This window comes from Nocardioides sp. GCM10030259, assembly GCF_042666375.1.
GTDB lineage: Bacteria > Actinomycetota > Actinomycetes > Propionibacteriales > Nocardioidaceae > Nocardioides.
In genome coordinates this window covers 245,248-270,792 of sequence record NZ_JBHTDF010000005.1, presented here as the reverse complement: position 1 = coordinate 270,792, position 25,545 = coordinate 245,248, and the positions used below count along the sequence as shown (strand labels likewise).

General features: G+C 70.8%; 26 protein-coding genes and 1 tRNA gene. 26 read left to right on the top strand and 1 reads right to left on the bottom strand.

The window, feature by feature from the left end; translation table 11 throughout:
- Both ACFQQI_RS05790 and ACFQQI_RS05785 read left to right on the top strand, forming a co-directional pair.
- Nucleotides 1-603, top strand: coding sequence for a cupin domain-containing protein (locus tag ACFQQI_RS05790; protein WP_378559258.1), 603 nt, complete (start codon nt 1-3; stop codon nt 601-603).
- Between the two features lie 88 nt (nt 604-691).
- Nucleotides 692-1,807: an NDMA-dependent alcohol dehydrogenase gene (locus ACFQQI_RS05785; protein ID WP_378559255.1), complete on the top strand. Its 1,116-nt coding sequence runs from the start codon at nt 692-694 to the stop codon at nt 1,805-1,807.
- Between the two features lie 109 nt (nt 1,808-1,916).
- On the opposite strand, the gene ACFQQI_RS05780 is transcribed toward ACFQQI_RS05785, so the two are convergent.
- Nucleotides 1,917-1,989, bottom strand: a tRNA-Arg gene (locus tag ACFQQI_RS05780).
- Nucleotides 1,990-2,128: 139 nt separating this feature from the next.
- Here ACFQQI_RS05780 and argS point away from each other — a divergent pair.
- The 24 genes from argS (at nt 2,129) to ACFQQI_RS05660 (ending at nt 25,499) form a co-directional block, all read left to right on the top strand.
- Nucleotides 2,129-3,805 (top strand): arginine--tRNA ligase, encoded by a 1,677-nt coding sequence (argS, locus tag ACFQQI_RS05775; protein WP_378559252.1) that lies wholly within the window; start codon nt 2,129-2,131, stop codon nt 3,803-3,805.
- Nucleotides 3,806-5,206, top strand: coding sequence for a diaminopimelate decarboxylase (lysA, locus tag ACFQQI_RS05770; protein WP_378559249.1), 1,401 nt, complete (start codon nt 3,806-3,808; stop codon nt 5,204-5,206).
- Entirely contained in the window at nt 5,203-6,516 is a 1,314-nt protein-coding gene (locus tag ACFQQI_RS05765; RefSeq protein WP_378559246.1) for a homoserine dehydrogenase, read from the top strand. Before lysA ends, ACFQQI_RS05765 begins: the two co-directional genes overlap by 4 nt.
- Before the next feature lie 2 nt (nt 6,517-6,518).
- Complete coding sequence (thrC, locus tag ACFQQI_RS05760) at nt 6,519-7,601, top strand: threonine synthase (protein ID WP_378559884.1); 1,083 nt, start codon at nt 6,519-6,521, stop codon at nt 7,599-7,601.
- A 4-nt stretch (nt 7,602-7,605) separates the two neighbouring features.
- Nucleotides 7,606-8,508, top strand: coding sequence for a homoserine kinase (thrB, locus tag ACFQQI_RS05755; protein WP_378559243.1), 903 nt, complete (start codon nt 7,606-7,608; stop codon nt 8,506-8,508).
- Nucleotides 8,509-8,730: 222 nt separating this feature from the next.
- Nucleotides 8,731-10,602 carry a transcription termination factor Rho gene (rho, locus tag ACFQQI_RS05750; protein WP_378559240.1) on the top strand — a complete coding sequence of 624 codons (1,872 nt, stop codon included), beginning with the start codon at nt 8,731-8,733 and terminating at the stop codon, nt 10,600-10,602.
- 93 nt (nt 10,603-10,695) lie between these two features.
- Entirely contained in the window at nt 10,696-11,067 is a 372-nt protein-coding gene (locus ACFQQI_RS05745; RefSeq protein ID WP_378559237.1) for a response regulator transcription factor, read from the top strand.
- 130 nt (nt 11,068-11,197) lie between these two features.
- Nucleotides 11,198-12,745, top strand: coding sequence for a sensor histidine kinase (locus ACFQQI_RS05740; RefSeq protein WP_378559234.1), 1,548 nt, complete (start codon nt 11,198-11,200; stop codon nt 12,743-12,745).
- A 118-nt stretch (nt 12,746-12,863) separates the two neighbouring features.
- Complete coding sequence (rpmE, locus tag ACFQQI_RS05735; protein ID WP_183590745.1) at nt 12,864-13,088, top strand: 50S ribosomal protein L31; 225 nt, start codon at nt 12,864-12,866, stop codon at nt 13,086-13,088.
- 78 nt (nt 13,089-13,166) lie between these two features.
- Nucleotides 13,167-14,240, top strand: coding sequence for a peptide chain release factor 1 (prfA, locus tag ACFQQI_RS05730; protein WP_378559230.1), 1,074 nt, complete (start codon nt 13,167-13,169; stop codon nt 14,238-14,240).
- Nucleotides 14,237-15,079: a peptide chain release factor N(5)-glutamine methyltransferase gene (prmC, locus tag ACFQQI_RS05725; RefSeq protein ID WP_378559228.1), complete on the top strand. Its 843-nt coding sequence runs from the start codon at nt 14,237-14,239 to the stop codon at nt 15,077-15,079. The genes prfA and prmC overlap by 4 nt, the downstream gene beginning before the upstream one ends.
- The gene (locus ACFQQI_RS05720; protein ID WP_378559224.1) at nt 15,076-15,744 is read left to right on the top strand and encodes an L-threonylcarbamoyladenylate synthase; all 669 of its coding nucleotides are present in this window, start codon (nt 15,076-15,078) and stop codon (nt 15,742-15,744) included. Before prmC ends, ACFQQI_RS05720 begins: the two co-directional genes overlap by 4 nt.
- 9 nt (nt 15,745-15,753) lie before the next feature.
- Nucleotides 15,754-16,914 (top strand): glycosyltransferase family 4 protein, encoded by a 1,161-nt coding sequence (locus ACFQQI_RS05715; protein ID WP_378559221.1) that lies wholly within the window; start codon nt 15,754-15,756, stop codon nt 16,912-16,914.
- Between the two features lie 284 nt (nt 16,915-17,198).
- Nucleotides 17,199-17,438: a hypothetical protein gene (locus ACFQQI_RS05710; RefSeq protein ID WP_378559218.1), complete on the top strand. Its 240-nt coding sequence runs from the start codon at nt 17,199-17,201 to the stop codon at nt 17,436-17,438.
- A gap of 33 nt (nt 17,439-17,471) precedes the next feature.
- Nucleotides 17,472-17,891 (top strand): hypothetical protein, encoded by a 420-nt coding sequence (locus tag ACFQQI_RS05705; protein ID WP_378559215.1) that lies wholly within the window; start codon nt 17,472-17,474, stop codon nt 17,889-17,891.
- A complete protein-coding gene (gene atpB / locus ACFQQI_RS05700) occupies nt 17,888-18,757 on the top strand; it encodes a F0F1 ATP synthase subunit A (RefSeq protein WP_378559211.1) in 870 nt (289 codons plus the stop codon). Before ACFQQI_RS05705 ends, atpB begins: the two co-directional genes overlap by 4 nt.
- A gap of 32 nt (nt 18,758-18,789) precedes the next feature.
- Nucleotides 18,790-19,083 (top strand): F0F1 ATP synthase subunit C, encoded by a 294-nt coding sequence (locus ACFQQI_RS05695; RefSeq protein WP_378559208.1) that lies wholly within the window; start codon nt 18,790-18,792, stop codon nt 19,081-19,083.
- A gap of 50 nt (nt 19,084-19,133) precedes the next feature.
- The gene (locus tag ACFQQI_RS05690; protein ID WP_378559205.1) at nt 19,134-19,658 is read left to right on the top strand and encodes a F0F1 ATP synthase subunit B; all 525 of its coding nucleotides are present in this window, start codon (nt 19,134-19,136) and stop codon (nt 19,656-19,658) included.
- On the top strand, nt 19,658-20,467 hold the full coding sequence (locus ACFQQI_RS05685) for a F0F1 ATP synthase subunit delta (RefSeq protein WP_378559202.1): 810 nt from the start codon (nt 19,658-19,660) through the stop codon (nt 20,465-20,467). Before ACFQQI_RS05690 ends, ACFQQI_RS05685 begins: the two co-directional genes overlap by 1 nt.
- Nucleotides 20,468-20,528: 61 nt before the next feature.
- A complete protein-coding gene (gene atpA / locus ACFQQI_RS05680; protein ID WP_378559199.1) occupies nt 20,529-22,172 on the top strand; it encodes a F0F1 ATP synthase subunit alpha in 1,644 nt (547 codons plus the stop codon).
- A 3-nt stretch (nt 22,173-22,175) separates the two neighbouring features.
- Nucleotides 22,176-23,090, top strand: a complete 915-nt coding sequence (locus ACFQQI_RS05675) for a F0F1 ATP synthase subunit gamma (protein ID WP_378559196.1) — start codon at nt 22,176-22,178, stop codon at nt 23,088-23,090.
- Between the two features lie 5 nt (nt 23,091-23,095).
- Nucleotides 23,096-24,550, top strand: a complete 1,455-nt coding sequence (atpD, locus tag ACFQQI_RS05670) for a F0F1 ATP synthase subunit beta (protein ID WP_378559193.1) — start codon at nt 23,096-23,098, stop codon at nt 24,548-24,550.
- The gene (locus tag ACFQQI_RS05665; RefSeq protein WP_378559190.1) at nt 24,550-24,942 is read left to right on the top strand and encodes a F0F1 ATP synthase subunit epsilon; all 393 of its coding nucleotides are present in this window, start codon (nt 24,550-24,552) and stop codon (nt 24,940-24,942) included. The genes atpD and ACFQQI_RS05665 overlap by 1 nt, the downstream gene beginning before the upstream one ends.
- Nucleotides 24,943-25,049: 107 nt before the next feature.
- Nucleotides 25,050-25,499: a DUF2550 domain-containing protein gene (locus tag ACFQQI_RS05660; RefSeq protein WP_378559187.1), complete on the top strand. Its 450-nt coding sequence runs from the start codon at nt 25,050-25,052 to the stop codon at nt 25,497-25,499.
- Nucleotides 25,500-25,545: the final 46 nt, after the last annotated feature.

Below are 25,545 nucleotides of genomic sequence, written 5' to 3'. Positions count from 1 at the left end.
ATGGCCACGTCGGGGGAGCGCCGTACTGGCGGGCTCGGAGTGTCCGTCGGCCAGAACGTCCGGGCGGAGCGCGAGCGGCTCGGCATCTCGGTGCGCGAGCTCGCGCGCCGGCTCGGGGTGTCCGCCTCGTTCCTCTCCCAGTTCGAGCTCGGCCAGAGCCAGGCCGCGGTGAGCACGCTCTTCGCGATCGCGACGGAGCTCAACCTCTCGCTCGACGAGCTGCTGGGCAACGACGTCGACCGCGACTCCGCGTCGCGGACCAGCCGGCTGAGCCGCGAGGACGCCGAGGCGTTCCAGGAGTATCTCTCCTTCCAGAGCGGCGTGCGGTGGCGACGGCTCGCGAACACGACACCGGAGCACCACGTGCAGTTCCTGCTCACCGAGTACGACCCCGGGTCGGACTCGGCTCCCGAGGGCTCGCCGCAGCAGCACCCGGGCGATGACTACGGCTACGTCCTCGAGGGGACGCTGACCGTCGACATCGACGGGGAGCGGCGCGAGCTCAGGGCGGGGGAGTCGATCCACATGCGCGGCGACGTGCCGCACCGACTGCGCAACGAGAGCGACTCGCTCGTGCGGGCGATCTGGTTCGTCACGAGCTGAACGGAACGAACGTCCGGGACCAACCGATCGCCAACGGCCGAGGTCCACGATCGGGGTGACGCCAGTCACACCGACCGGGAGGACCCCCATGCAGACACGCGGCGCGATCATCAAGGAAGCACCCGGGACCTACGAGGTCGTGAACCTCGAGGTCGACGACCCGAGGCAGGGCGAGCTCCAGGTCCAGATGGTGGCCTCCGGGCTGTGCCACTCCGACGACCACATCGCGACCGGAGACATCCCGGTCGGGATCTATCCCTTCGCCGGTGGACACGAAGGCGCCGGGATCGTGACCGCCGTCGGGCCGCACACGCCGGGGTGGAAGGAGGGCGACCACGTCGTCTTCTCGTTCCTGCCGTCGTGCGGACGGTGCGCGTGGTGCTCGCGCGGCATGCAGAACCTCTGCGACCTCGGCGCGACGCTGCTCGTGGGGTCGCGCTGGGACGACCCGGAGGACTTCCGCCTGTCGTACGACGGGAAGCCGGTCGGCCAGATGTGCGGCATCTCGACGTTCTGCGAGGTCACGACGGTCGCCGTCGACTCCGCGGTCAAGGTGCCCGACGACCTCCCGCTCGACAAGGCCTGCCTGATCGGGTGCGGCGTCGGCACCGGGTGGGGCTCCGCGGTGAACTCGGCCCAGGTGCAGCCCGGCGACGTCGTGGTCGTGATGGGCATCGGCGGCATCGGCATCAACGCCGTCCAGGGGGCCGCCCACGCCGGGGCGTCGATGGTGATCGCGGTCGACCCGGTCGAGCTCAAGCGGCAGAAGGCCCTCGAGCTCGGCGCGACCCACGCCGTGGCCTCCATGGAGGAGGCGACCGAGCTCGCCCAGTCGGTGACCAACGGGCAGGGCGCCGACTCCGCGATCGTCACCGTCGGCGTCACGACCGGCGAGCACGTCGCCCAGGCCATGGCGGCGATCCGCAAGGCCGGCACCGTCGTGGTGACCGGGCTCGGCAACATCGCCGAGATCGGCGCGCCGATCTCGCTCGCGGACATCACGCTCTTCCAGAAGCGGATCCAGGGCTCGCTCTTCGGCGCCTCCAACCCGAAGGCGGACATCCTCAAGCTGCTGCGCCTCTACACCGAGGGCCGGCTCAAGCTCGACGAGCTGGTGACGCGGACCTACAAGCTCGACGAGGTGGCGCTCGGCTACGAGGACATGCACGCCGGCCGCAACCTGCGCGGCGTCATCCAGTACTAGCCGGTCGGGATAGTCCGTCACGATCTGGCCGTCGACACGGCCGGAACGGCGACCAGAACGTGACGGACTATCGCGATCTGGCGGCAGGAGGGAGACCCTCCGAGATGGGCGCCTCCGGCAGGATTCGAACCTGCGGCACCTGGTACCGGAAACCAGTGCTCTATCCCCTGAGCTACGGAGGCATCGCCCCGCCGGAACGGGACTGCGCAGAACCCTACAACCGACCCGCCGCGAGGGTGCAATCGGTCGGGTGATCGGCGCGGCCGTCCCACCGCGGATATCGATGCGGGAGCGGTCCGGCAGCGCCGATACCCTTGCACGGTGACTCCCGAGCAGCTCTCCACCGCGATCGTCGACGTCCTGACGACGCTGTCCACCGAGGGTGCGATCACCCTGCCGGACGGTGTCCCCACGAACGTGACGGTGGAGCGCCCGCGATCCAAGGAGCACGGCGACTACGCGACCAACGTCGCCCTCCAGCTCGGCAAGAAGGCCGGGATGAACCCCCGCGCCTTCGCCGAGCTCGTCCAGGCCGCCCTGTTGCGGGTCGACGGGATCGACGCGGTCGACATCGCTGGTCCGGGGTTCCTCAACATCACGGTGTCCGCCGGCGCCCAGGGCGTCGTCGCGGCCCGGATCGTCGAGGCGGGCGCGACGTACGGCGCCAACGACTCCTTCGCGGGCGAGAAGATCAACCTCGAGTTCGTCTCGGCCAACCCGACCGGTCCGATCCACATCGGCGGGGTCCGCTGGGCGGCGGTCGGCGACGCGCTGGGCCGGGTCTTCGAGCTGTCGGGCGCGGCGGTCACCCGCGAGTACTACTTCAACGACCACGGCGCCCAGATCGACCGGTTCAGCCGGTCCCTGCTGGCGAGCGCCAAGGGCGAGCCCGCCCCCGAGGACGGCTACGGCGGCACCTACATCCACGAGATCGCGGCCGCGGTCGTGGCCAAGGAGCCGCAGGTCCTGGACCTCACGGACGAGGAGGCCCAGGAGGTCTTCCGCGCCGAGGGCGTCGAGATGATGTTCGAGGAGATCAAGAAGAGCCTCCACGAGTTCGGGGTGGACTTCGACGTCTACTTCCACGAGAACAACCTGCACCGCAGCGGCGCGGTCGACCGCGCGATCGCCCGGCTCACCGAGATGGGCAACACCTACGAGAAGGACGGCGCCCTGTGGCTGCGCACCGAGAAGTTCGGTGACGACAAGGACCGGGTGATCATCAAGTCCGACGGCAACGGCGCCTACATCTCCGGCGACCTCGCCTACTACCTCGACAAGCGGGAGCGCGGCTTCGACCGCTGCCTGATCATGCTGGGCGCCGACCACCACGGCTACGTCGGGCGGATGATGGCGATGTGTGCCGCGTTCGGCGACGAGCCCGGCAAGAACCTCGAGATCCTGATCGGCCAGATGGTCAACCTGGTCCGCGACGGAGCACCGCTGCGGATGTCGAAGCGCGCCGGCACCGTCGTCACGATCGACGACCTGGTCGAGGCGATCGGCGTGGACGCCGCCCGCTACGCGCTGGCGCGCTACTCCACCGACGTCAACATCGACATCGACCTGGAGCTGTGGGCCAGGGCGACCAACGACAACCCGGTCTTCTACGTGCAGTACGCCCACGCCCGCACCTGCCGGATGGTGGAGAACGCCGCCGATCTCGGCATGTCCCTGGCCGAAGCCGTGGCGTCCTTCGACCCCGCGCTGCTCGCCCACGAGCGGGAGGGCGACCTGCTGCGGGCGCTGGCCGAGTTCCCGCGCGTCGTCACCGCGGCCGCGGAGCTGCGGGCACCCCACCGGGTCGCGCGCTACCTCGAGGACCTCGCCGCGGTCTTCAACAAGTGGTACGACACCCGCGAGTGCCGCATGCTCCCGCAGGGTGACGAGCCGGTCGCGCCCATCAACCAGGCGAGGCTCGTGCTGACCGTGGCCGCCCAGACGGTGCTCGCCAACGGCCTGCGTCTGCTCGGCGTGAGCGCACCGGAGCGGATGTAGATGTCGCACGAAGCCGGCTGGGCGCACGCGCCCGGGGCGCTGCGCGGCCCGGCCTGGCTGCGCGAGCCCACCGATCCCAACGCCCTGGTCCCGCACCTCTGGTCGCAGACCGCCCACAAGGCCGACGGCGAGCTGCACGTCGGCGGCATCGCGCTGCCGGACCTCGTCGCCGACGTCAACACCCCGGCGTACGTGCTCGACGAGGCGGACTTCCGGTCGCGCGCCCGTGCCTTCCGCGACGCGTTCGCGGCGTACGACGTCTTCTATGCGGGCAAGGCGTTCCTGTGCACGACCGTCGCGCGGTGGGTGCAGGAAGAGGGGCTCTGCCTCGACGTCTGCTCCAACGGCGAGCTGACCGTCGCGCTCCGCGCGGGCTTCGACCCGGCCCGGATCGGCTACCACGGCAACAACAAGTCGCTGACCGAGCTGCGGCGCGCGATCGCCGCCGGCGTCGGGCGGATCATCGTCGACTCTTTCGACGAGATCGAGCGGCTCGAGACGATCACGGCCGAGCCAGGTATGACCGCCCGGGTGATGGTGCGGGTCACCGCCGGCGTCGAGGCCCACACCCACGAGTACATCGCGACCGCCCACGAGGACCAGAAGTTCGGCTTCTCGATCACCAGCGGCGACGCCTTCGAGGCGGTACGCCGTCTCGAGGCCGCGCCCGGCATCGAGCTGCTGGGGCTGCACTCCCACATCGGCAGCCAGATCTTCGACTCGTCCGGGTTCGAGGTCGCCGCCCGCCGGGTGCTCGCCCTGCAGTCGCGGGTGAGCAGCGAGCTCGGCGTCACGCTGCCGGAGATGGACCTCGGCGGCGGGTTCGGCATCGCGTACACGACCCAGGACGACCCGTCCGACCCCGCGCAGCTCGCGACCGAGATGAGCAAGATCGTCGAGCACGAGTGCCGCGGCCTCGGCATCCCGGAGCCGCGGCTCTCGATCGAGCCCGGTCGCGCGATCGTCGGCCCGGCGATGTGCACCGTCTACACCGTCGGCACGGTCAAGCGCGTGCAGCTCGACGGGGGAGCGGTGCGCACCTACGTCAGCGTCGACGGCGGCATGAGCGACAACGTCCGGACCGCCCTCTACGACGCCGACTACTCCTGCACGATCGCCTCCCGCGCCTCCGACGCCCCGCCGGTGCTGTCCCGGGTGGTCGGCAAGCACTGCGAGGCCGGCGACATCGTGGTCAAGGACGAGTTCCTGCCCGGAGACGTTCGCCCCGGCGACCTGCTGGCGGTGCCCGGCACCGGCGCCTACTGCCGCTCGATGGCCTCCAACTACAACCACGCGCTGCGTCCGCCGGTGGTCGCTGTTCGGGACGGGGTCGCGCGCGTCGTCGTACGCCGCGAGACTGAGGACGACCTGCTGGCAACGGACATGGGTGATGTGCAGTGAAGGAGAGCGACAAGGCGCTCCGGGTGGCGGTGCTGGGCTGCGGCTCGGTGGGCTCCCAGGTGGTGCGGCTGCTCGGTGAGCAGGCCGGCGACCTCGAGGCGCGCGTGGGCGCGCCGGTCGAGCTGGCCGGCGTCGCCGTACGCCGCCTCGACGCGCCGCGCGAGGTCGACGTGCCCGAGGGACTGCTGACCACGGACGCCGTCGGCCTGGTCACGCGCGACGACGTCGACCTGGTCGTCGAGGTGATCGGCGGCATCGAGCCCGCGCGGTCGCTGATCCTCGCCGCGCTCGAGAGCGGCAAGTCGGTGGTCACCGCCAACAAGGCGTTGCTCGCCGAGGACGGCCCGACGCTCTTCGAGGCCGCCGAGAAGGTCGGCCGCGACCTCTACTACGAGGCCGCCGTCGCCGGCGCGATCCCGATCCTGCGGCCGCTGCGCGAGTCGCTCGCCGGCGACAAGGTCACCCGGGTGCTCGGCATCGTCAACGGCACCACGAACTTCATCCTCGACAAGATGGACACCTCCGGCGCCGGCTTCGCCGAGGCGCTTGAGGAGGCCCAGGAGCTCGGGTACGCCGAGGCCGACCCGACCGCCGACGTCGAGGGCTTCGACGCCGCCGCCAAGGCCGCGATCCTCGCCTCGCTCGCGTTCCACTCGCGGGTGACCGCCAACGACGTGCACCGCGAGGGCATCTCGGAGGTCACCGCGGCCGACGTCGCCTCCGCGCGCGACATGAACAGCGTCGTCAAGCTGCTCGCCATCTGCGAGCTGCGCCCGGCCCCCGACGGCCAGAGCGCCGTCTCCGTCCGGGTCCACCCCGCGATGATCCCCAGGTCGCACCCGCTGGCGTCGGTCCGCGAGGCCTACAACGCGGTCTTCGTCGAGTCCGAGGCCGCCGGCCAGCTGATGTTCTACGGCCCCGGCGCCGGCGGCGCGCCCACCGCGTCCGCGGTGCTGGGCGACCTGGTCACAGTCGCCCGCAACCGGATCGCGGACACCCGGGGCGCCGGCGAGTCGGCGTACGCCGACCGTGCCGTGCTGCCGATGGGGGAGACGGTCACCCGCTACCACGTGGCGATCGACGTCGACGACCGTGCGGGAGTCCTGGCGGCCGTCGCCACGGCGTTCTCCGAGCACGGCGTCTCGATCCAGACCGTGCGGCAGGAGGGCCGTGGCGAGGACGCCCAGCTCGTCGTGGTCTCGCACGAGTCGACCGACGCGCAGCTCGAGGCGACCGTCGCGACGCTGAGTCGCATGGACGCCGTCCGCGAGGTCACCTCGGTCATGCGGGTGGAGGGAATGGCCGAGTGAACGTGCAGCAGACCCACCAGTGGCGCGGCGTCATCGAGGAGTACCGGCCGCTGCTGCAGATCCCGGAGGGCACCGTCGCGGTGACCCTGCGTGAGGGCGGCACCCCGCTCGTCCACTCCGAGTGGCTCTCGGGCCTGACCGGCGCCGAGGTGTGGCTCAAGGTCGAGGGCGACAACCCGACCGGGTCGTTCAAGGACCGCGGCATGACCGCGGCCATCTCGGTCGCCAAGCACGACGGCGCGGCGGCGGTCGTCTGCGCGTCCACCGGCAACACGTCCGCGTCGATGGCGGCGTACGCCGCGAAGGCCGGCCTCAAGCCGCTCGTCCTCGTGCCCGAGGGCAAGATCGCGGCCGGCAAGATGGCCCAGGCGATCCTGCACGGCGCGCAGGTGATCATGGTGCGCGGCAACTTCGACGACTGCCTGGCGATGGCCAAGGGCTTGGCCTGGGACTACCCCGTGGCACTGGTGAACTCGGTCAACCCGGTCCGCCTCGAGGGCCAGAAGACCGCGGCGTTCGAGATCGTCGACTTCCTCGGCGACGCCCCCGACTACCACCTCCTGCCGGTCGGAAACGCGGGCAACATCTCGGCGTACTGGCTCGGCTACACGCAGTACGCCGACGCCGGCATGGCGACCCACACACCCGTCATGCGGGGCTTCCAGGCCGAGGGTGCGGCGCCCCTGGTGACGGGGGAGCCGTTCCCCGACCCCGAGACCCGCGCGACCGCGATCCGGATCGGCAACCCCGCGTCGTGGAAGCTCGCCGAGGCGGCCCGCGACGAGTCCGGCGGCTCCTTCGCCGCCGTGAGCGACGACCAGATCCTGGCCGCCCAGCGCGAGCTCGCCCGCCGCGACGGCGTCTTCGTCGAGCCCGCCTCCGCGGCCGGCGTCGCCGGGCTGCTCCAGGAGCTCGCGGGTGGTATGTCGTACCGCGGCAGCACGGTCGCCATCACGGTCACCGGCCACGGGCTCAAGGACACCGCGACCGCGCTCGAGGGCTTCACCGAGAGCGGCCACAGCATCGTCGACACGGTCGTCGACGCCGACGTGAAGGCGGCGGCCGAGGCCGCCGGCCTCGCCTGACGCCGTGCCCACCTTCGTCGACGGCCCGGTGCGGGTCACCGTCCCCGCGACCTCGGCCAACCTCGGGCCCGGCTTCGACTCGCTCGGTCTCGCGCTGTCGTTGCGCGACGAGCTCACCGCGGAGGTGACGGACGGCGGCCTCGAGGTCGAGGTGACCGGCGCGGGCGCCGACGACGTGCCGCGCGACGAGTCGCACCTCGTCGTCCGGTCGATGCGGGCGGCGTTCGACCTCATGGAGGCGCGGCCACCCGGCCTCCGGCTGACCTGCACCAACGTGGTGCCGCACTCCCGCGGGCTCGGCTCGTCGTCGGCGGCGATCGTGGCCGGGGTGACGCTCGCCCGCGGCCTGGTCGCGGGCGGCTCGCTGCTGGCCGACGACCAGGCCCTCTTCCGGCTGGCCGCGCGCATCGAGGGCCACCCCGACAACGTCGCACCGGCGCTCTTCGGTGGCTTCACCATCTCCGGCCGCGACGAGGACGGCGAGTTCTTCACGGTCTCGGCGCCCGTCGACCCCCGGGTGCAGGTCGTGGTGTTCGTGCCGCCCACGCCCGTGTCCACCGAGGTGGCCCGCGGGCTGCTGCCGGCCGAGGTGCCGCACGCCGACGCGGCGGCCGACGCCGGGCGCACCGCACTGCTGGTCGCCGCCCTGGCCGGGCAGCCCGAGCAGCTGCTGCGCGCGACCCGGGACTACCTGCACCAGCAGTACCGCCGCCCGGCCATGCCGGACTCGCTCGACCTGGTCGACCGGCTGCGCAAGGACGGCGTACCCGCGCTGGTGTCGGGGGCGGGTCCGACCGTGTTGGCTTTCACCGATGCCGGTGGCGTCGACGGGCTGCGCTCGCGGTGTCCGGACGGGTGGGAGAGCCACTCGCTCGACATCGAGACGACCGGCGCCCGACTCGATTGAGCGGTGGTATGTTGAGGGCGCGCCGGATCACTCGGCGTGGCACCGCCGGTCCAGTCACCGGCATCGTGCACCCTCTTCCTCGATCGGCGGCCCTGTCCCGTGTTCATGGGAGTGCCGTCTCCTGCCCCCGCCTCTGACGAGAGCGACGACGGGCGAGGAACCCAATGACCAGAAGCCGCCGGCCCGACGCCAGCCGGCGCTGATACGTGGGAAGGACCTCACGTGACGGAGACGATCGGAGCCGCGGACGCCGACCAGGGCGGCGCAGCGGACCAGAAGCCGGCGAAGAAGCGCGGCGGCGGGCTCAACTCGATGCTGCTCGCCGACCTGAAGTCGATGGCGGGCGGTCTGGGGATCGCCGGTGCCGGCTCGATGAAGAAGGCGCAGCTGGTCGAGGCGATCAAGGCCCACCAGGGTGGGTCGCGCCAGGACAAGGCGCAGGACGCCGCGCCGAAGGACGCTCCCAAGGACGCTCCCAAGGACGCTCCCAAGGACGCTCCCAAGGACAAGGCGCAGGACGCCCCGAAGGACAAGGCCCAGGACGGCCCCGCCGACCAGCCGCGCGAGAAGGCCCAAGACCGGCCCCGGCAGGAGCAGCGGCGTCGGGACCGGAGCCAGGACCGCCAGCAGGACCGTCCCGACGACAGGTCGGACGGCCAGCCCCAGGACAACAAGCAGGACAACAAGCAGGACAACAAGCAGCAGGGTCGTCAGGACCGGCAGCAGCAGGACCGGCAGCAGCAGGACCGGCAGCAGCAGGACCGGCAGCAGCAGCAGGAGCGGCACCAGCAGCAGAACCGCCAGCAGCAGCAGGACCGCCAGCAGGATGACCACGACGGTGACGACGGCGAGGACGGCGGCAGCCGCCGCAACCGGCGCCGGCGCGGCCGCGACCGCAACCGGCCGACGAGCGGCGGCCGCAACGAGCCGGACACCACGATCCTCGAGGACGACGTGCTCGTGCCGGCCGCCGGCATCCTCGACGTGCTCGACAACTACGCGTTCGTGCGCACCAGCGGCTACCTCGCGGGCGCCGACGACGTCTACGTCTCGCTGTCGATCGTGCGGAAGTTCGGCCTCCGCCGCGGTGACGCCATCGTCGGCCAGGTGCGCCAGCCCCGGGAGGGGGAGCGCAAGGAGAAGTTCAACCCGATGGTCCGCATCGACGCCGTCAACGGCGCCGACCCCGAGGCCGCGAAGAACCGGGTGGAGTTCTCGAAGCTCACCCCGCTCTACCCGTCCGAGCGGCTCCGCCTGGAGACCGGTCCCGACAACCTGATCGGCCGGGTCATCGACATCGCGGCCCCGATCGGCAAGGGCCAGCGCGGACTCATCGTCTCCCCGGCGAAGGCCGGCAAGACGATGATCATGCAGTCGATCGCGCAGTCGATCACGGCCAACAACCCCGAGTGCCACCTGATGGTCGTGCTGGTCGACGAGCGGCCCGAGGAGGTCACCGACTTCGAGCGGTCCGTCAAGGGCGAGGTCATCTCGTCGACGTTCGACCGGCCGCCGAGCGACCACACCACGGTCGCGGAGCTGGCGATCGAGCGGGCCAAGCGGCTCGTGGAGCTCGGCCACGACGTGGTCGTGCTGCTCGACGGCATCACCCGGCTCGGCCGGGCCTACAACCTCGCCGCGCCGGCGAGCGGCCGGATCCTGTCCGGCGGTGTCGACTCGGCGGCGCTCTACCCGCCGAAGAAGTTCTTCGGAGCGGCCCGCAACATCGAGAACGGCGGCTCGCTCACCATCCTCGCGACGGCGCTCATCGAGAGCGGGTCGAAGATGGACGAGGTGATCTTCGAGGAGTTCAAGGGCACCGGCAACATGGAGATCCGGCTGCGCCGCGACTTCGCCGACAAGCGGCTCTTCCCGGCGATCGACGCCGTCCAGTCCGGGACCCGCCGCGAGGAGCTCCTGATGAGCAAGGAGGAGCTCGCGATCGTGTGGAAGCTGCGCCGCGTGCTCAGTTCCCTCGACGGCCAGCAGGCGCTCGAGCTCCTGCTGGAGCGGCTGAAGAAGTCGCAGACGAACATCGAGTTCCTCATGCAGGTCCAGAAGACGACCCCGACCGTCTCCGGTCGGGAGGAGTGACCTGCACCTCGCCCCGGGTTCGCCGGGAGTGGTCCGCGCGGCGTCCGCTCGGGCTAGGGTGACACCGCACAACAGACATGGAAGGGGACCGGCGTGGCTCGGATCCTGGTCGCGGACGACGACGTCGACATCCGCGAGCTCGTCGAGTTCAAGCTCTCGACCCTCGGGCACGACGTGGTGGCCGTGGCCGACGGTGCGGCGGCGATCGACGCGTGCCAGGCGCAGCGGCCCGACCTCGCGGTCCTCGACGTGATGATGCCCGGGGTGTCCGGGCTGGACGCGATCCGCGCGATCCGCGCCGACCCGACCCTGGCCGACCTGCCGGTGATCCTGCTGACGGCCCGGGCCCAGGAGTCGGACGTCGAGACCGGCTTCGACTCCGGCGCCGACGACTACATCACCAAGCCCTTCAGCCCGCGCGAGCTGGCCTCGCGCGTGCAGGCGCTGCTCAGCCGCTCCAGCTGAGTCGCCTGAGTCGCTAGGTACCTGCAAGGGTCGCCGATCCGGCGTTCCCGGGCGGCTGCGCGCAGGTAGCGTCCGCTGCCGGGAGGGTGCGCTGCGTCGTACCCGGGCGAGGACACGGGGGGTGTTCTGGATGGCAGGTCGTCCGGTCGCGCGCGTGGTCTCGTCGGTGCTGACGCGGATCGGGCTGCTGGGTGCCGTGGCGACGCTGGTGGCCGTGGTCGGCGTGGTCGTCTCCGCGCTCGCGGTCCAGGACCTGTCGAACGACCTCGAGCCCGCGGCGGTCGCCAACCGCGCGATCCACCAGGACCTCGTCGAGATGTCCGCGACCGCCGAGTCGTGGGCGAGCGTCGGAGTGCCGGCCTCCGCGGACGACTATCGCCAGGCCGCGCTGCGGCTGGGCGCCCACGAGCAGGAGGTCCGCTCGTTCGCCGCGGACGACCGGTCGCTCCGGGCAGCCGTGGCACGCCAGGAGGAGGCCGCGCACGCCTGGATCGAGGGGTACGCCGAGCCGCGGCTGGCCGCCGACGGCGGCGCCGGCGCCACGGAGCGCCAGGTGCGCGACGGCCTCGCGGCGCTCGAGGTGTTCCGGGCCGCGCACCAGGACACCGCCACCGCCTTCGACAGCCGGGTCCGGTCGGCCCGCGACGCGGTCTCGCTGCGGCTACGCGGCACGGTCCTCGCCGTCCTGCTCGCCGGCATCGTCACCGCCGTCGTGATGAGCCGGCAGCGGCGTCGCCTCCTCGGCGAGCTCTCCACGCCACTGCTCGGCCTCGAGAAGGTCGTGCAGCGGATGGCCCGCGGCGACCACCAGGTGCGGGCGGAGCCCGCGGGGCCGAAGGAGGTCCAGGCGGTCGCGCACGCGCTCAACGACCTGGCCGACGCCCAGAACCGGGCCCGGGCCGTCGAGGTGTGGATCCAGCGGGAGCTGCGCACGCTCGACACCGCGAAGGACGACTTCGTCGCGAACGTCTCCCACGAGCTGCGGACCCCGCTCACCACGATCAGCGGCTACCTCGAGGTCGTGGCCGAGGAGTTCGACGGCCGGATGGAGCCGCGGCACGAGCGCATCCTCGACGCCACCCGGCGCAACGTCGCCCGGCTCAAGCTGCTCATCGACGACCTGCTCATGCTGCAGCGGGCCGAGGGGAGCACCCAGCAGATGGAGCCGGTCGACGTGCCCGCGCTGGTCCGTGACGCGGTGATGGACGTGAAGATCACCGCCGCCCGACGCGGCATCCGGATCGGGCTGCGGACCCCGGAGCTCCCGGTCTCGGTGCTGGCCGACCGGGCGATGCTGCACCGCGCGTTCCTCAACGTCCTGGCCAACGCCGTGAAGTTCAGCAGGGACGAGGGCGTCGTCGACGTCGCGATCTCGACCCGGCGCGGTCAGGTCGAGGTCGTCGTCACCGACCGCGGCCTCGGCATCCCGGCCGAGGAGCTCGACCGGCTCGGCACCCGCTTCTTCCGCGCCTCCAACGCCGTGACGAACGAGATCGCCGGCACCGGGCTCGGCGTCCGCATCATGCAGACGATCATCGACCGGCACGGCGGCGCCGCCCTCTTCGAGTCCGAGGAGGGGGTCGGCACCACCGTGACCGTCCGGCTCCCGGTCCAGTCGGGCGCCTCCCAGCTGGACCTCGTGGAGCCGCCGGAGCGGGTCGTCGCACCGGCTCCGTAGGCGGGAATGCCACGGATTACCCAAGCGTTCCAGTGCGTGCCACAATCGTCTGTCGGCTCCGGTTCACGCTGCACTCGCAAGGGAGTGGGCGACCCGGCGGCCATCGAGAGGACACACCATGAAGAAGGACATCCACCCGGAGTACGTGGAGACCCAGGTGACCTGCACCTGCGGCGCCCAGTTCACGACCCGCAGCACCGCGACCTCCGGCGTCATCCACGCCGACGTCTGCTCGCAGTGCCACCCGTTCTACACCGGCAAGCAGAAGATCCTCGACACCGGCGGCCGCGTGGCCCGCTTCGAGGCCCGCTACGCCAAGAAGGCTGCTGACGCCAAGAAGTAGCTGCCATCGAGCGCCGGTTCCCGCCACGTGCGGGGACCGGCGCTCGTCATTTGTCCGGAGCGTTCGAGGAGGGTGACGATGTTCGAGGCCGTGGAGGGCATGCTCGCCGAGCACACCGAGCTGGAGGGCCGGCTCGCGGCGCCGGAGACGCACGCCGACGCCCGCCTGGCCAAGCAGCTCAACCAGCGGTACGCCGCGCTGTCGTCGATCATCGGCGCCTGGCGCGAGTGGCAGCAGCTCGGTGACGACATCGGTGCCGCGCAGGAGCTCGCCTCGGAGGACCCGGCGTTCGCCGAGGAGGCCGAGACGCTGGCCGGCCGCCGCACCGACGCCGAGGAAAGGCTCCGCCGCCTGCTCGTGCCCCGCGACCCCGCCGACGACAAGGACGCGATCCTGGAGGTGAAGTCCGGCGAGGGCGGCGAGGAGTCGGCGCTGTTCGCCGGCGACCTGCTCCGCATGTACAGCCGGTACGCCGAGGCGCGTGGCTGGAGGGTCGAGGTCCTCGACGCGGCCGAGTCCGACCTCGGCGGCTACAAATCCGTGACGGTCGCCGTGAAGGCTAAGGGCAGCCCCGAGCCGGGCGCGGCGCCGTACGCCCTGCTGAAGTTCGAGGGCGGCGTCCACCGGGTCCAGCGGGTGCCGGTCACCGAGTCGCAGGGCCGGGTGCACACCAGCGCCGCCGGCGTGCTCGTGCTGCCGGAGGCCGAGCAGGTCGACGTCCAGGTCGACGAGAACGACCTGCGCATCGACGTCTTCCGCTCCAGCGGCCCGGGCGGCCAGAGCGTGAACACCACCGACTCGGCGGTCCGGATCACCCACCTCCCCACCGGGATCGTGGTCAGCTGCCAGAACGAGAAGAGCCAGCTCCAGAACAAGGAGCAGGCGCTGCGCATCCTCCGCTCCCGCCTGCTCCAGGCGGCGCAGGACGCCGCCGATGCCGAGGCCGGCGAGGCACGGCGCAGCCAGGTGCGCACGGTCGACCGCTCCGAGCGGATCCGCACCTACAACTTCCCGGAGAACCGGATCTCCGACCACCGCACCGGCTACAAGGCCTACAACCTCGATCAGGTGCTCGACGGCGACCTCCAGCCGGTGCTCGACTCCTGCGTCGAGGCCGACCTTGCGCAGCGGCTCGCCTCGCTCGAGTCATGACCCGACCCCGCGAGGTGCTCACCGGGGCCGCGACGCGGCTGGGCGAGGCCGGGGTCGCCAGCCCCGAGCACGACGCCGCCGAGCTGCTCGCGCACGTGCTCGGCACCACCCGGAGCCGGCTGCCGCTCGTCGACGAGGTGCCGCTCGACGTGCTGGGGGAGTACGACGCGCTGGTCGCGCGCCGCGCCGCCCGGGAGCCCCTCCAGCACCTCACCGGCGTCGCCCACTTCCGGCACGTGGAGCTCTTCGTCGGTCCCGGCGTGTTCGTGCCGCGGCCCGAGACCGAGCTGCTGGCGGGGTGGGCGATCGACCAGGCGACGCTGCTGGACGCGCCGGTCGTGGTCGACCTGTGCACGGGGTCGGGCGCGATCGCCAAGGCGATCGCCGACGAGGTCCCGGCGGCCACCGTCCACGCGGTCGAGCTCGACGAGCCGGCGTACGCCTGGGCCGAGCGCAACCTCGTCGGCACCGGCGTCGACCTGCGCCAGGGCGACTTCGCGACGGCGTTCGACGACCTGCTGGGCACGGTCGACGTGGTGACCTGCAACCCGCCGTACATCCCGCTCGAGGCATGGGAGTCCGTCGCCCGGGAGGCCCGGGACCACGACCCGCACCTCGCGCTGTTCTCGGGCGACGACGGGCTCGACGCCATCCGGGTGCTCGAGCGCCGGGCGGCGCAGCTGCTGCGCCCGGGCGGCGCGCTCGGCTTCGAGCACGCCGACGTGCAGGGGGAGTCCGCGCCGGCCGTGCTGGCCGCGACCGGGCGATGGGCCGACGTACGCGACCATCTCGACCTGGCAGGTCGCGCGCGCTTCACGACGGCCCGACTGGCACGATGACTCTCGTGAGCGAGCGCTACCCGACCGGGACCGAGGAGGAGCGGGACGCGGCCGTCGCGGCGGCCGCCCTGGCTGTGCAGCAGGGCGAGCTGGTCGTGCTGCCGACCGACACCGTGTACGGCGTCGGCGCCGACGCGTTCGACCCCGTCGCCGTCCGCGACCTGCTGGCGGCGAAGGGCCGCGGTCGTGAGATGCCGCCGCCGGTGCTGGTGAGCGCAGCGACCACGCTCGACGCGCTCGCCGTCCGGGTGCCGGGCTACGCGCGGGCCCTCGTCGAGGCGTTCTGGCCCGGTCCGCTCACGGTGGTGTGCCACCAGCAGAGCTCGCTGCAGTGGGACCTCGGCGACACCCGCGGCACGGTGGCCGTGCGGATGCCCGACCACCCGGTCGCGATCGCGCTGCTCGAGCGCACCGGCCCGCTCGCCGTCAGCTCCGCCAACAAGACCGGGATGCCCGCCGCCACGGACGCCGAGCAGGCGACCGAGATGCTGGGCGACGAGGTCTCGGTGGTCGTCGACGCCGGGGAGAGCCCCGGTGGCGAGGCGTCGACGATCGTCGACTGCACCGGCGACCAGGGCCGCATCCTGCGTCGCGGCGCGCTCTCCCTCGACCGGCTCAACGAGGTCCTCGAGCCCCTCGGCGCGACCCTCGTCGACGAGGGCTAGCGGGGGCGCATGCGGGAGTACCTCCTCGTCTTCCTCGTCGCCGCGGCGGCGACGTACCTGCTCACGGTCATCGCGCGCGAGATCGCGCTGCGCACCGGTGCGGTCGCGAAGGTCCGCGACCGCGACGTCCACGCGGTGCCGATCCCGTACCTGGGCGGGCTCGCGATGCTGGGCGGCCTGGTCGCGGCGTACATCGTCGCCCGCCAGCTCCCGTTCCTCTCGACGAGCCAGCCCTTCGTCTTCCGCGACGCCGGCATCGTGCTGATCGCGGGGGCGCTGATCTGCGCCGTCGGGGTGCTCGACGACCTGTTCGAGATCGACGCGCTCACGAAGCTGGGCGGCCAGGTGCTGGCCGCCGGGTTCCTGATCGCCTTCGGCATCCAGTTCTTCTTCTTCCCGGGGCCCGACGACGTGCAGTACACGATCGACTCCGCCCAGGGCGCGCTGCTCACCGGCTTCATCGTGGTCGCCACCGTCAACGCCGTGAACTTCGTCGACGGCCTCGACGGGCTCGCCGCCGGGGTCGTCGGGATCGGCGCACTGGCGTTCTTCGTGTACTGCTACCAGCTCTCCAGCTTCAACGAGGTCACGCTCGCCACCACCGGCGCGCTGCTCAGCGCCTCGCTGGCCGGCGCCTGCGCGGGCTTCCTGCCGCACAACTTCCACCATGCGCGCCTCTTCATGGGCGACAGCGGCTCGATGCTGATCGGGCTGGTGCTGTCCGCGAGCACGGTCACGCTCACCGGTCAGTTCACGCCGGGCCAGATCACCGAGGGCGCCGCCGGCTCGCAGGCGAGCTTCTTGCCGACGCTGCTGCCGCTGCTGCTGCCCGTGTCGCTGCTGATCGTCCCGATCATCGACCTGGTGCTCGCCGTCGTACGCCGTACCCGTGCCGGCCGGTCGCCGTTCGCCCCCGACAAGCAGCACCTCCACCACCGGCTGCTCGAGATCGGGCACTCCCACCGTCGTGCGGTGCTGATCATGTACCTCTGGGCCGCGCTGGTCGCCTTCGGCACCGTGCTGATGAGCCTGTACAGCGACGACCCGTGGATGTGGGTGGTGGTCGGCGCGATGGCCGCGGTGACGATCGGCGCCACCTTCCTGCTGCCGCGCCTGCACCGGCCCGACGCGGGGAACACCCCCGGTCCGACCCTGGTCGAGAGCGCCTGAGAGACTGTCCGACGACCCCCGTGGGGGGCCGGTTTCAGCCGCGCCGAACGCTTGTGCTAGTTTTCACAAGCAGCCCCAGCACTGCCCGCACCAGCCACGAGAGAACGGCCGCCGACCATGACGACCGCGACCATCCGTACCCCGGGTACCACCCCGGAGGTCGACCTGTCTGGCTGTGGTACTTTCGCGCAGTCGCCGGGTGCCACGCGGGATCGAGCCCGTGGCCGACTTCTCGGCGTCTTCAATCCTGCCGATGACAGTGCCGACGAATGGGACTTGGGTGGATGGTCGATGAGCGTTCCGATGCCGGCGATGCCGGCTCCGGAGCCGGGCTGCGTGGCCGCGACCTCATCGGGCTCGGCGGTCTCCTCGCCGGCTGCGTCATCGCTGGTCTCGTCATCGGCCTCGTCGTCGACAATGCCGCCGGCTCCGCGCCGGTCGGCGTCCTCGTCGGCATCGGTCTCGGCATCCTCGCCGGCTGCGCCGGATTCGTCGCAAAGGTCCGTGCCGCCCTTCGGGGGTGAGCCGCGGTGACCGCGACCGAGATGAGCACTCCGATGTCCGCCCAGGAATCCACGCCGCCCGCCAAGGCCTCGATCTGGCGCGTCGTCCGCGACCAGCGCAAGGTCGGCCTGGTCGCACTCACCCTGATCGTGGCGAGCTTCTGGATCGTCGCCCAGGTCGACACCTGGACGCTCGCCGGCTGCATCGCCGGCGGTGTCCTGCTCGGCCTGGTCAACCACCTCGCCACCGAGTACTGGCTGCTCAAGACCATCACGTCGGGGGCCCAGCCCACGCGCGGCCAGATGATCGTCGCGACGATCGTCCGCCTGACGATCCTCACGGTGGTCGCCATCGGCGCCGCCGTGATCCTCTGGCCCGACGGCATCGGGCTGCTGCTCGGCCTGGCCATCTTCCGGCTCATCGCCCTGGTGATGACCACTCTTCCGCTGCTGAAGGAGCTCAAGAACCCATGACCGGCCTGATCTCCCTGACCGGCCTCCTGCCCCTGGCCGCCGAGGGGCACGAGGAAGAGGAGTCGACGATCCAGATCGGCCACCACCGCACGGTGGAGTGGCTCGGGATGACGTTCAACATCGACACGATCATCTCCACGATCGTCGCCGGCGCCCTCGTGCTGATCCTGGGCTTCATCGTGGTCCGCCAGATGAACAAGAAGACCGAGGACCACGTCCCGACCAAGACCCAGATCCTCTGGGAGGCCGTCGTCGGCGAGGTCAACAAGCAGGTCAACGACAACCTCGGCAAGGTGCACCCGTACGTCGCACCGCTGGCGATCTCGCTGTTCTTCTTCATCCTCTTCGCCAACTGGCTCGAGCTGGTGCCGACCAAGCTCAACGAGGAGACGCACCTGCTGCCGGCGCCCACGGCCGACACCAACCTCACCTACGCGCTCGCCGCGGTGACGATGATCAGCGTCTGGGCCTACGGCATCCGGCAGAAGGGCGTGAAGGGCTACTTCCGGCACTTCATCGAGCCGTTCCCGGTGCTGGCCCCGCTGAACATCCTCGAGGAGCTCATCAAGCCGATCACGCTCGCGCTGCGACTCTTCGGCAACATCTTCGCCGGCGGCATCATGCTGGCGCTGATCGGCCTCATCCCGCTCTACGCGATGTGGGCCCCCAACATCCTCTGGAAGGCCTTCGACATGATCATCGGAGTCATCCAGGCGTTCATCTTCGCGCTGCTGACCGTCCTCTACTTCGCGATGGCCGGAGCCGGCCACGAGGAGCACGAGCTCCACGAGGAGTACGAGGAGGAGGAGCGGCGCAAGAAGGCCGAGGCCCAGGAGGCCGAGGCCACCCCCGTTCCAGCGCACTGACCCTCGCGGTCGGTCGTTCACAGAGGTAACCGATGCGCCACTCCCAGGCGCGAAACCAAGGAGAAAAGATCACAATGGCAGTAACTGATGACGCCGTGACTCTCGCCGGCGCCTTCGTCGGTGGTGGCATCGCCCTCGCGGGTGGCGCGATCGGCGCCGGTATCGGTGACGGTCTGGCCGGTTCGTCCTACATCGAGGGTGTCGCGCGCCAGCCGGAGGCCCAGGGCCGCCTGCAGACCATCTTCTTCCTGACGGTCGGTCTGGTCGAGGCGATGTTCTTCATCAACCTCGCCTTCATGGCGCTCTTCGTCTTCGTCCTCGGCTGACCTGGGGCCTGCTGCCCCTCCCGTCAGAAGCAAGCAAAGGAACACAATCGATGGCAAGCGTTGCGATCACTCCCATGGAGAGCAACTTCCTCGTCCCGAACGGCACGTTCTTCGTCGAGCTGGCTGCTTTCGCGCTGCTGCTGTTCCTGCTGGCGAAGTTCGTCGTCCCGCCGATCAACCGCGCGATGACCGCCCGTCAGGACGCGATCCGTGCGCAGTTCGCCGAGCTCGACGAGGCCAAGTCCGAGGCCACCGCGGCCGAGGAGGAGTTCAAGGCGCAGATCGCCGATGCCCGCCACGAGGCGGCTCGGATCCGCGAGGAGGCCCGTGAGCAGGGCGCCGCGATCATCGCGGAGATGCGGGAGCAGGCACAGTCCGAGGCGTCCCGCATCGTCGAGCACGCGCACGCGCAGATCGAGGCGGACCGCAAGGCCGCGGCCGCGTCCCTGCGGTCCGAGGTCGGCACGCTCGCGACGACGCTGGCCGGCCGCATCGTCGGGGAGTCCCTCGACGACCAGGCCCGTCAGAGCCGGGTCGTCGACCGCTTCCTCACGGAGCTGGAAGGCGCCAACTGATGGATCTGCGTGGAGCATCGGCCGAGTCCCTGCGGGAGCTCACCGCCGAGCTGGACGGCGCGGTCCGCGCCGGCCAGCACGCAGCGAGCGTCGCCGGTGAGCTGTACGACGTCGCCTCGCTGCTCCGGGCCGAGCCGGCCCTGCGGCGGTTCGCGACCGACGCGTCGCTGCCGGCCGAGGCCAAGCAGGGCCTCGCCAAGCAGGTCTTCGACGGCAAGGTCGACGGCGTGACGCTCGCACTGGTCACCAGTGCGTCGGGTCGTCGCTGGACCGCGACGCGCGACCTGCCGGACGCGATGGAGAAGCTCAGCGAGCTCGCCTGGGTGATCTCGGTGGGCGGCGAGTCGGGTCGGCTCGCCGACGAGCTCTTCTCGCTCGGGCAGACCGTGACGGCCAACCCCGACCTGCGGGACGCGCTGGCCAACCCGGCGCGCTCGGCAGCCGACAAGGCGACGCTGCTCGACACGCTGCTGTCCGGCAAGGCGCTCGACGCGACGGTGGAGCTCGCCAAGCAGGCGCTCGGCGGGACCTACCGGACGATCACCGCGGCCCTCGCGGCGTACCGCCACGTCGCGGTCGACGCCCACGGCGAGGCCGTCGCGACGGTCCGCACCGTGAGCCCGCTGGGCGAGGCCGAGCGCGACCGCCTCGCCGACGCGCTGGCGAAGCAGTACGGCAAGAAGGTGCACCTCAACGAGGTCGTCGACCCCGGCGTCCTCGGCGGCCTCCGGGTCGAGATCGGGGACGACGTCATCGACGGCACCGTCTCCAGCCGCCTCGACGACGCCCGGCGCAAGCTGGTCGGCTGACGGTCTCGGCCGGCCCATCCACCACGAACTTCAGTAGAGAACCAAGAGAGTAGGGACGAAGATGACGGAGCTTTCGATCCGTCCGGAGGAGATCCGCGACGCGCTGCAGAAGTACGTCGCCGACTACCAGCCCGAGGCGGCGAGCAAGGAAGAGGTCGGCACGGTCGCCCAGGCCGGCGACGGCATCGCCCGCGTCACCGGCCTGCCCTCCGCGATGGCCAACGAGCTGCTCGAGTTCGAGGACGGCACGCTCGGCATCGCGCTGAACCTCGACACCCGCGAGATCGGCGTCGTCGTCCTCGGTGACTTCGACAAGATCGAGGAGGGCCAGACGGTCCGCCGTACCGGCGAGATCCTCTCGGTCCCCGTCGGCGACGGCTTCATGGGCCGCGTCGTCGACCCGCTCGGCACCCCGATCGACGGCCTCGGCGAGATCGCGTCCGACACCCGTCGCGCGCTCGAGCTCCAGGCGCCCGGCGTGATGCAGCGCAAGTCGGTGCACGAGCCGCTGGCCACGGGCATCAAGGCGATCGACTCCATGACGCCTATCGGTCGTGGCCAGCGCCAGCTGATCATCGGCGACCGCTCGACCGGCAAGACCACGATCGCGATCGACACGATCATCAACCAGAAGCAGAACTGGGACTCCGGCGACCCGACCAAGCAGGTGCGCTGCATCTACGTCGCCATCGGCCAGAAGGGCTCGACCATCGCCTCCGTGCGTGGTGCCCTCGAGGAGGCCGGCGCGCTGGAGTACACCACGATCGTCGCCGCCCCTGCGTCGGACAGCGCGGGCTTCAAGTACCTCGCGCCGTACACCGGCTCGGCCCTCGGCCAGCACTGGATGTACGACGGCAAGCACGTCCTGATCGTCTTCGACGACCTGACCAAGCAGGCCGAGGCCTACCGCGCCGTGTCGCTGCTGCTGCGCCGCCCGCCGGGCCGCGAGGCCTACCCGGGTGACGTCTTCTACCTGCACAGCCGGCTGCTCGAGCGCTGCGCGAAGCTGTCCGACGACATGGGCGCGGGCTCGATGACCGGCCTGCCGATCATCGAGACCAAGGCGAACGACGTGTCGGCGTACATCCCGACCAACGTCATCTCGATCACCGACGGCCAGATCTTCCTCCAGTCCGACCTCTTCGCGTCCAACCAGCGCCCGGCGATCGACGTCGGTGTGTCGGTGTCCCGCGTGGGTGGCTCGGCCATGACGAAGGCGATGAAGGCCGTCACCGGCTCGCTCAAGGTCGACCTGGCGCAGTACCGCGCCATGGAGGCGTTCGCGATGTTCGCGTCCGACCTCGACGCCGCCTCGAAGCAGCAGCTGGCCCGCGGCCAGCGGCTGATGGCGCTGCTCAAGCAGCCGGCGTACTCGCCGTACCCGATCGAGGAGATGACCGTGTCGCTGTGGCTGGGCACCTCCGGCCGCCTCGACGCCGTCCCGACCGAGGACGTGCTCCGCTTCGAGCGCGAGTTCCTCGACTTCCTGCGTCGCTCGCACGACGGCGTCCTCTCGGCCATCCGGGAGTCGCTGAAGTTCGAGGACGAGACCGAGCACTCGCTCTCGCAGGCCTACGACTCCTTCCTCGACCAGTTCGAGACCTCCGAGGGTGGGTCGATCAAGGTCGGCCACGAGCCGCAGGCCGAGGCCCTCGAGGACGACGAGGTCGAGCAGGAGCAGATCGTCCGGCAGAAGCGGGGCTGACGCATGGCCGTATCGCTGCGTGAGTACCGCGCGCGGATCAAGTCGACGGAGTCGATGAAGAAGATCACGCGCGCCATGGAGCTCATTGCTGCGTCCCGCATCATCAAGGCGCAGCAGCGGGCCCAGTCGGCCGCGCCGTACGCGCGTGAGCTGACCCGTGCCGTGTCGGCGGTGGCGACGTACTCCAACGTCGACCACCCGCTGACGCGTGAGCCGGAGGAGCCCAAGCGGGCCGCCGTGCTCATCGTGACCAGTGACCGTGGCCTGGCCGGTGCCTACTCCTCGAGCGTGCTCAAGGAGGCCGAGCGGCTCGCCGAGCGACTGCGCGGCGAGGGCAAGGAGATCGACACCTACATCTGCGGTCGCAAGGGCGAGGCGTACTACAAGTTCCGTGGTCGCCCCATCGCCGCGTCGTGGACGGGCTTCTCCGACCAGCCGTCGTTCGACGCCGCCCACGAGATCGGCCGCACCCTCATCGACGCGTTCCTCGCCGAGGAGGGCGAGCCGAGCTCCGTCGACGAGGTGCACGTCGTCTTCACCCGGTTCCGCTCGATGCTCGTCCAGGAGCCGACCGACGTGCGGCTGCTGCCGCTCGAGGTCGTCGAGGGCGAGGAGAAGCCGGACCGTGCGGAGGTGCTGCCGCTCTACGAGTTCGAGCCGTCGCCGGAGGCGGTGCTCGACGGGCTGCTGCCGCAGTACGTCCAGAGCCGCATCTTCTTCGCGCTGCTCCAGGCCGCGGCCTCCGAGCTCGCGGCCCGGCAGAAGGCGATGAAGTCGGCGACCGACAACGCGGACGAGCTCATCAAGAAGTTCACCCGTATTGCCAACCAGGCCCGCCAGGCCGGCATTACCCAGGAAATCAGCGAGATCGTCGGAGGCGTCAACGCGCTCGCCGACGCCCAAGCCGGGAGTGAGTGAAAGACATGACTGCAACGATCGACGAGACCCAGGAGACGGGCACCGCCGGTGTCGGTCGCATCGCCCGGGTGATCGGCCCGGTGGTCGACGTGGAGTTCCCCGTCGACGCGATGCCCGACATCTACAACAAGCTCGAGAGCGAGGTCACGCTCGGTGGTGAGACCACCGTGCTGCCCCTCGAGGTCGCCCAGCACATCGGCGACGGCATGGTCCGCGCCATCTCGCTGAAGCCGACCGACGGCCTCGTCCGCGGCGCCCAGGTGTCCGACACCGGCGGCCCGATCACGGTGCCGGTCGGCAACGCGACGCTGGGCAAGGTGTTCAACGCCACCGGCGACGTGCTGAACCTGGAGGAGGGCGAGACCCTCGAGGTCCAGGAGCGGTGGGGCATCCACCGCAAGGCGCCGGCGTTCGACCAGCTGGAGTCCAAGACCCAGATGTTCGAGACCGGCATCAAGGTCATCGACCTGCTCACGCCGTACGTGCAGGGCGGCAAGATCGGCCTGTTCGGTGGTGCCGGCGTCGGCAAGACCGTGCTCATCCAGGAGATGATCGCGCGCGTCGCGAAGGACCACGGTGGTGTGTCGGTGTTCGCCGGTGTCGGCGAGCGCACCCGTGAGGGCAACGACCTGATCGTCGAGATGGAGGAGGCCGGCGTCATCGGCCAGACCGCTCTCGTCTTCGGCCAGATGGACGAGCCGCCGGGCACCCGCCTGCGCGTCGCCCTGTCCGCGCTGACGATGGCGGAGTACTTCCGCGACGTGCAGAACCAGGACGTGCTGCTCTTCATCGACAACATCTTCCGGTTCACCCAGGCGGGTTCCGAGGTGTCCACCCTGCTCGGCCGCATGCCGTCCGCGGTGGGCTACCAGCCGAACCTCGCCGACGAGATGGGCACGCTCCAGGAGCGGATCACCTCGACGCGCGGTCACTCGATCACCTCGATGCAGGCGATCTACGTGCCCGCCGACGACTACACCGACCCGGCGCCGGCCACCACGTTCGCGCACCTCGACGCGACGACCGAGCTCTCGCGTGAGATCGCGTCGCTGGGTATCTACCCGGCCGTGGACCCGCTGACCTCGACCTCGCGGATCCTCGACCCGCAGTACATCGGTCAGGCCCACTACGACTGCGCGATCCGCGTCAAGCAGATCCTGCAGCGCAACAAGGAGCTCCAGGACATCATCGCGATCCTCGGTGTCGACGAGCTGTCCGAAGAGGACAAGATCATCGTGTCCCGGGCCCGCCGCATCCAGCGCTTCCTGTCCCAGAACACCTACGTTGCCAAGCAGTTCACCGGCATCGAGGGCTCGACGGTCCCGGTCTCGGAGACCATCGAGGCGTTCAACAAGATCGCTGACGGCGAGTACGACCACGTGGCCGAGCAGGCGTTCTTCATGTGCGGCGGTCTGGACGACGTCGAGCAGAAGTGGGCCGAGATCCAGAAGAACCTCTGATGGCTGAGAACGACCAGCTCCAGGTGGAGCTCGTGGCGGCCGACCGGACCGTGTGGTCCGGTCAGGCCACCATGGTCATCGCCAAGACGGCGGACGGCGACATCGGCGTGCTGCGCAACCACATGCCGGTGCTCTCGCTGCTCGTCGACGGCGTCGTGTCGATCGACCCGGTCGACGGCGAGCGGATGTACGCCGCCGTCGACGGCGGCTTCCTGTCGGTGGCCAACAACCGGGTCTCGGTCCTGGCCCAGTACGCCGCGCTGTCCCACGAGATCGACGTCGCCGCCGCGCGCGCCGACCTCGAGGCCGCGCAGGGCGAGGACTCCGCCGACGCCGAGCAGCGCGTCCGCCGCGCCGAGGTGCGCATCCGGGCGGCCGAGAAGGCCTCCTGATCCTGGGTCTGTTCCCGGGCCTGTTCCCGGGCTGACCCGCCGCCGGGCCGTTGCCGGGGTGCCGCTAGGGTGTGCACCCTTGGCAACGGACTGGTAGGAGCGCGTGGATGCCGGTGTGGCAGTGGCTGCTCGACGCAGCCGGGCTGCTCCTGCTCCTCGTCCTCCTCTACGGCCTCGGACTCGTCGTCCGCCGCCGTTGGCTCTCTCGTCACGGCGGCACCTTCGAGCTCAGCTACCGCGTCCGACATGAACATGTCGGGCGCGGTTGGCTTCTCGGGCTCGGCCGCTACTCCGGCGAGGAGCTGGAGTGGTTCCGCTACTTCTCGCTGTGGCCCGGCCCCAAGCGGGTGCTGCTCCGCTCGGAGGTGACCTTCACCGGGCGGCGTGAGTCCGAGGGCGCCGAGCAGATGTCGCTCTACCCCGAGCACATCGTGATCGCCTGCCGGACGCCCGAGGGCGTCGTCGAGCTCGCGATGTCCCCGGCCTCCCTGATGGGCTTCCAGTCCTGGCTCGAGTCCGGCCCGCCCGGCACCGACTGGACCCGCCCCCCGCGCTGATCCGAGACGCGCCAGCGGCTCGGATGTTGGTGGTCGAGCAAGCGGC

Excerpts from the sequence above, each read along its gene's own strand:
- prmC (WP_378559228.1), top strand. The coding sequence starts at position 14,237 with ATGACCCGACCCCGCGAGGTGCTCACCGGGGCCGCGACGCGGCTGGGC.
- ACFQQI_RS05740 (WP_378559234.1), top strand. The coding sequence starts at position 11,198 with ATGGCAGGTCGTCCGGTCGCGCGCGTGGTCTCGTCGGTGCTGACGCGG.
- ACFQQI_RS05710 (WP_378559218.1), top strand. The coding sequence starts at position 17,199 with ATGGTCGATGAGCGTTCCGATGCCGGCGATGCCGGCTCCGGAGCCGGG.
- ACFQQI_RS05720 (WP_378559224.1), top strand. The coding sequence starts at position 15,076 with ATGACTCTCGTGAGCGAGCGCTACCCGACCGGGACCGAGGAGGAGCGG.
- atpA (WP_378559199.1), top strand. The coding sequence starts at position 20,529 with ATGACGGAGCTTTCGATCCGTCCGGAGGAGATCCGCGACGCGCTGCAG.
- ACFQQI_RS05790 (WP_378559258.1), top strand. The coding sequence starts at position 1 with ATGGCCACGTCGGGGGAGCGCCGTACTGGCGGGCTCGGAGTGTCCGTC.
- ACFQQI_RS05705 (WP_378559215.1), top strand. The coding sequence starts at position 17,472 with ATGTCCGCCCAGGAATCCACGCCGCCCGCCAAGGCCTCGATCTGGCGC.
- ACFQQI_RS05660 (WP_378559187.1), top strand. The coding sequence starts at position 25,050 with ATGCCGGTGTGGCAGTGGCTGCTCGACGCAGCCGGGCTGCTCCTGCTC.
- prfA (WP_378559230.1), top strand. The coding sequence starts at position 13,167 with ATGTTCGAGGCCGTGGAGGGCATGCTCGCCGAGCACACCGAGCTGGAG.
- ACFQQI_RS05695 (WP_378559208.1), top strand. The coding sequence starts at position 18,790 with ATGCGCCACTCCCAGGCGCGAAACCAAGGAGAAAAGATCACAATGGCA.
- ACFQQI_RS05665 (WP_378559190.1), top strand. The coding sequence starts at position 24,550 with ATGGCTGAGAACGACCAGCTCCAGGTGGAGCTCGTGGCGGCCGACCGG.
- atpD (WP_378559193.1), top strand. The coding sequence starts at position 23,096 with ATGACTGCAACGATCGACGAGACCCAGGAGACGGGCACCGCCGGTGTC.
- rpmE (WP_183590745.1), top strand. The coding sequence starts at position 12,864 with ATGAAGAAGGACATCCACCCGGAGTACGTGGAGACCCAGGTGACCTGC.
- ACFQQI_RS05690 (WP_378559205.1), top strand. The coding sequence starts at position 19,134 with ATGGCAAGCGTTGCGATCACTCCCATGGAGAGCAACTTCCTCGTCCCG.
- lysA (WP_378559249.1), top strand. The coding sequence starts at position 3,806 with ATGTCGCACGAAGCCGGCTGGGCGCACGCGCCCGGGGCGCTGCGCGGC.
- ACFQQI_RS05675 (WP_378559196.1), top strand. The coding sequence starts at position 22,176 with ATGGCCGTATCGCTGCGTGAGTACCGCGCGCGGATCAAGTCGACGGAG.
- ACFQQI_RS05785 (WP_378559255.1), top strand. The coding sequence starts at position 692 with ATGCAGACACGCGGCGCGATCATCAAGGAAGCACCCGGGACCTACGAG.
- ACFQQI_RS05685 (WP_378559202.1), top strand. The coding sequence starts at position 19,658 with ATGGATCTGCGTGGAGCATCGGCCGAGTCCCTGCGGGAGCTCACCGCC.
- atpB (WP_378559211.1), top strand. The coding sequence starts at position 17,888 with ATGACCGGCCTGATCTCCCTGACCGGCCTCCTGCCCCTGGCCGCCGAG.
- ACFQQI_RS05715 (WP_378559221.1), top strand. The coding sequence starts at position 15,754 with ATGCGGGAGTACCTCCTCGTCTTCCTCGTCGCCGCGGCGGCGACGTAC.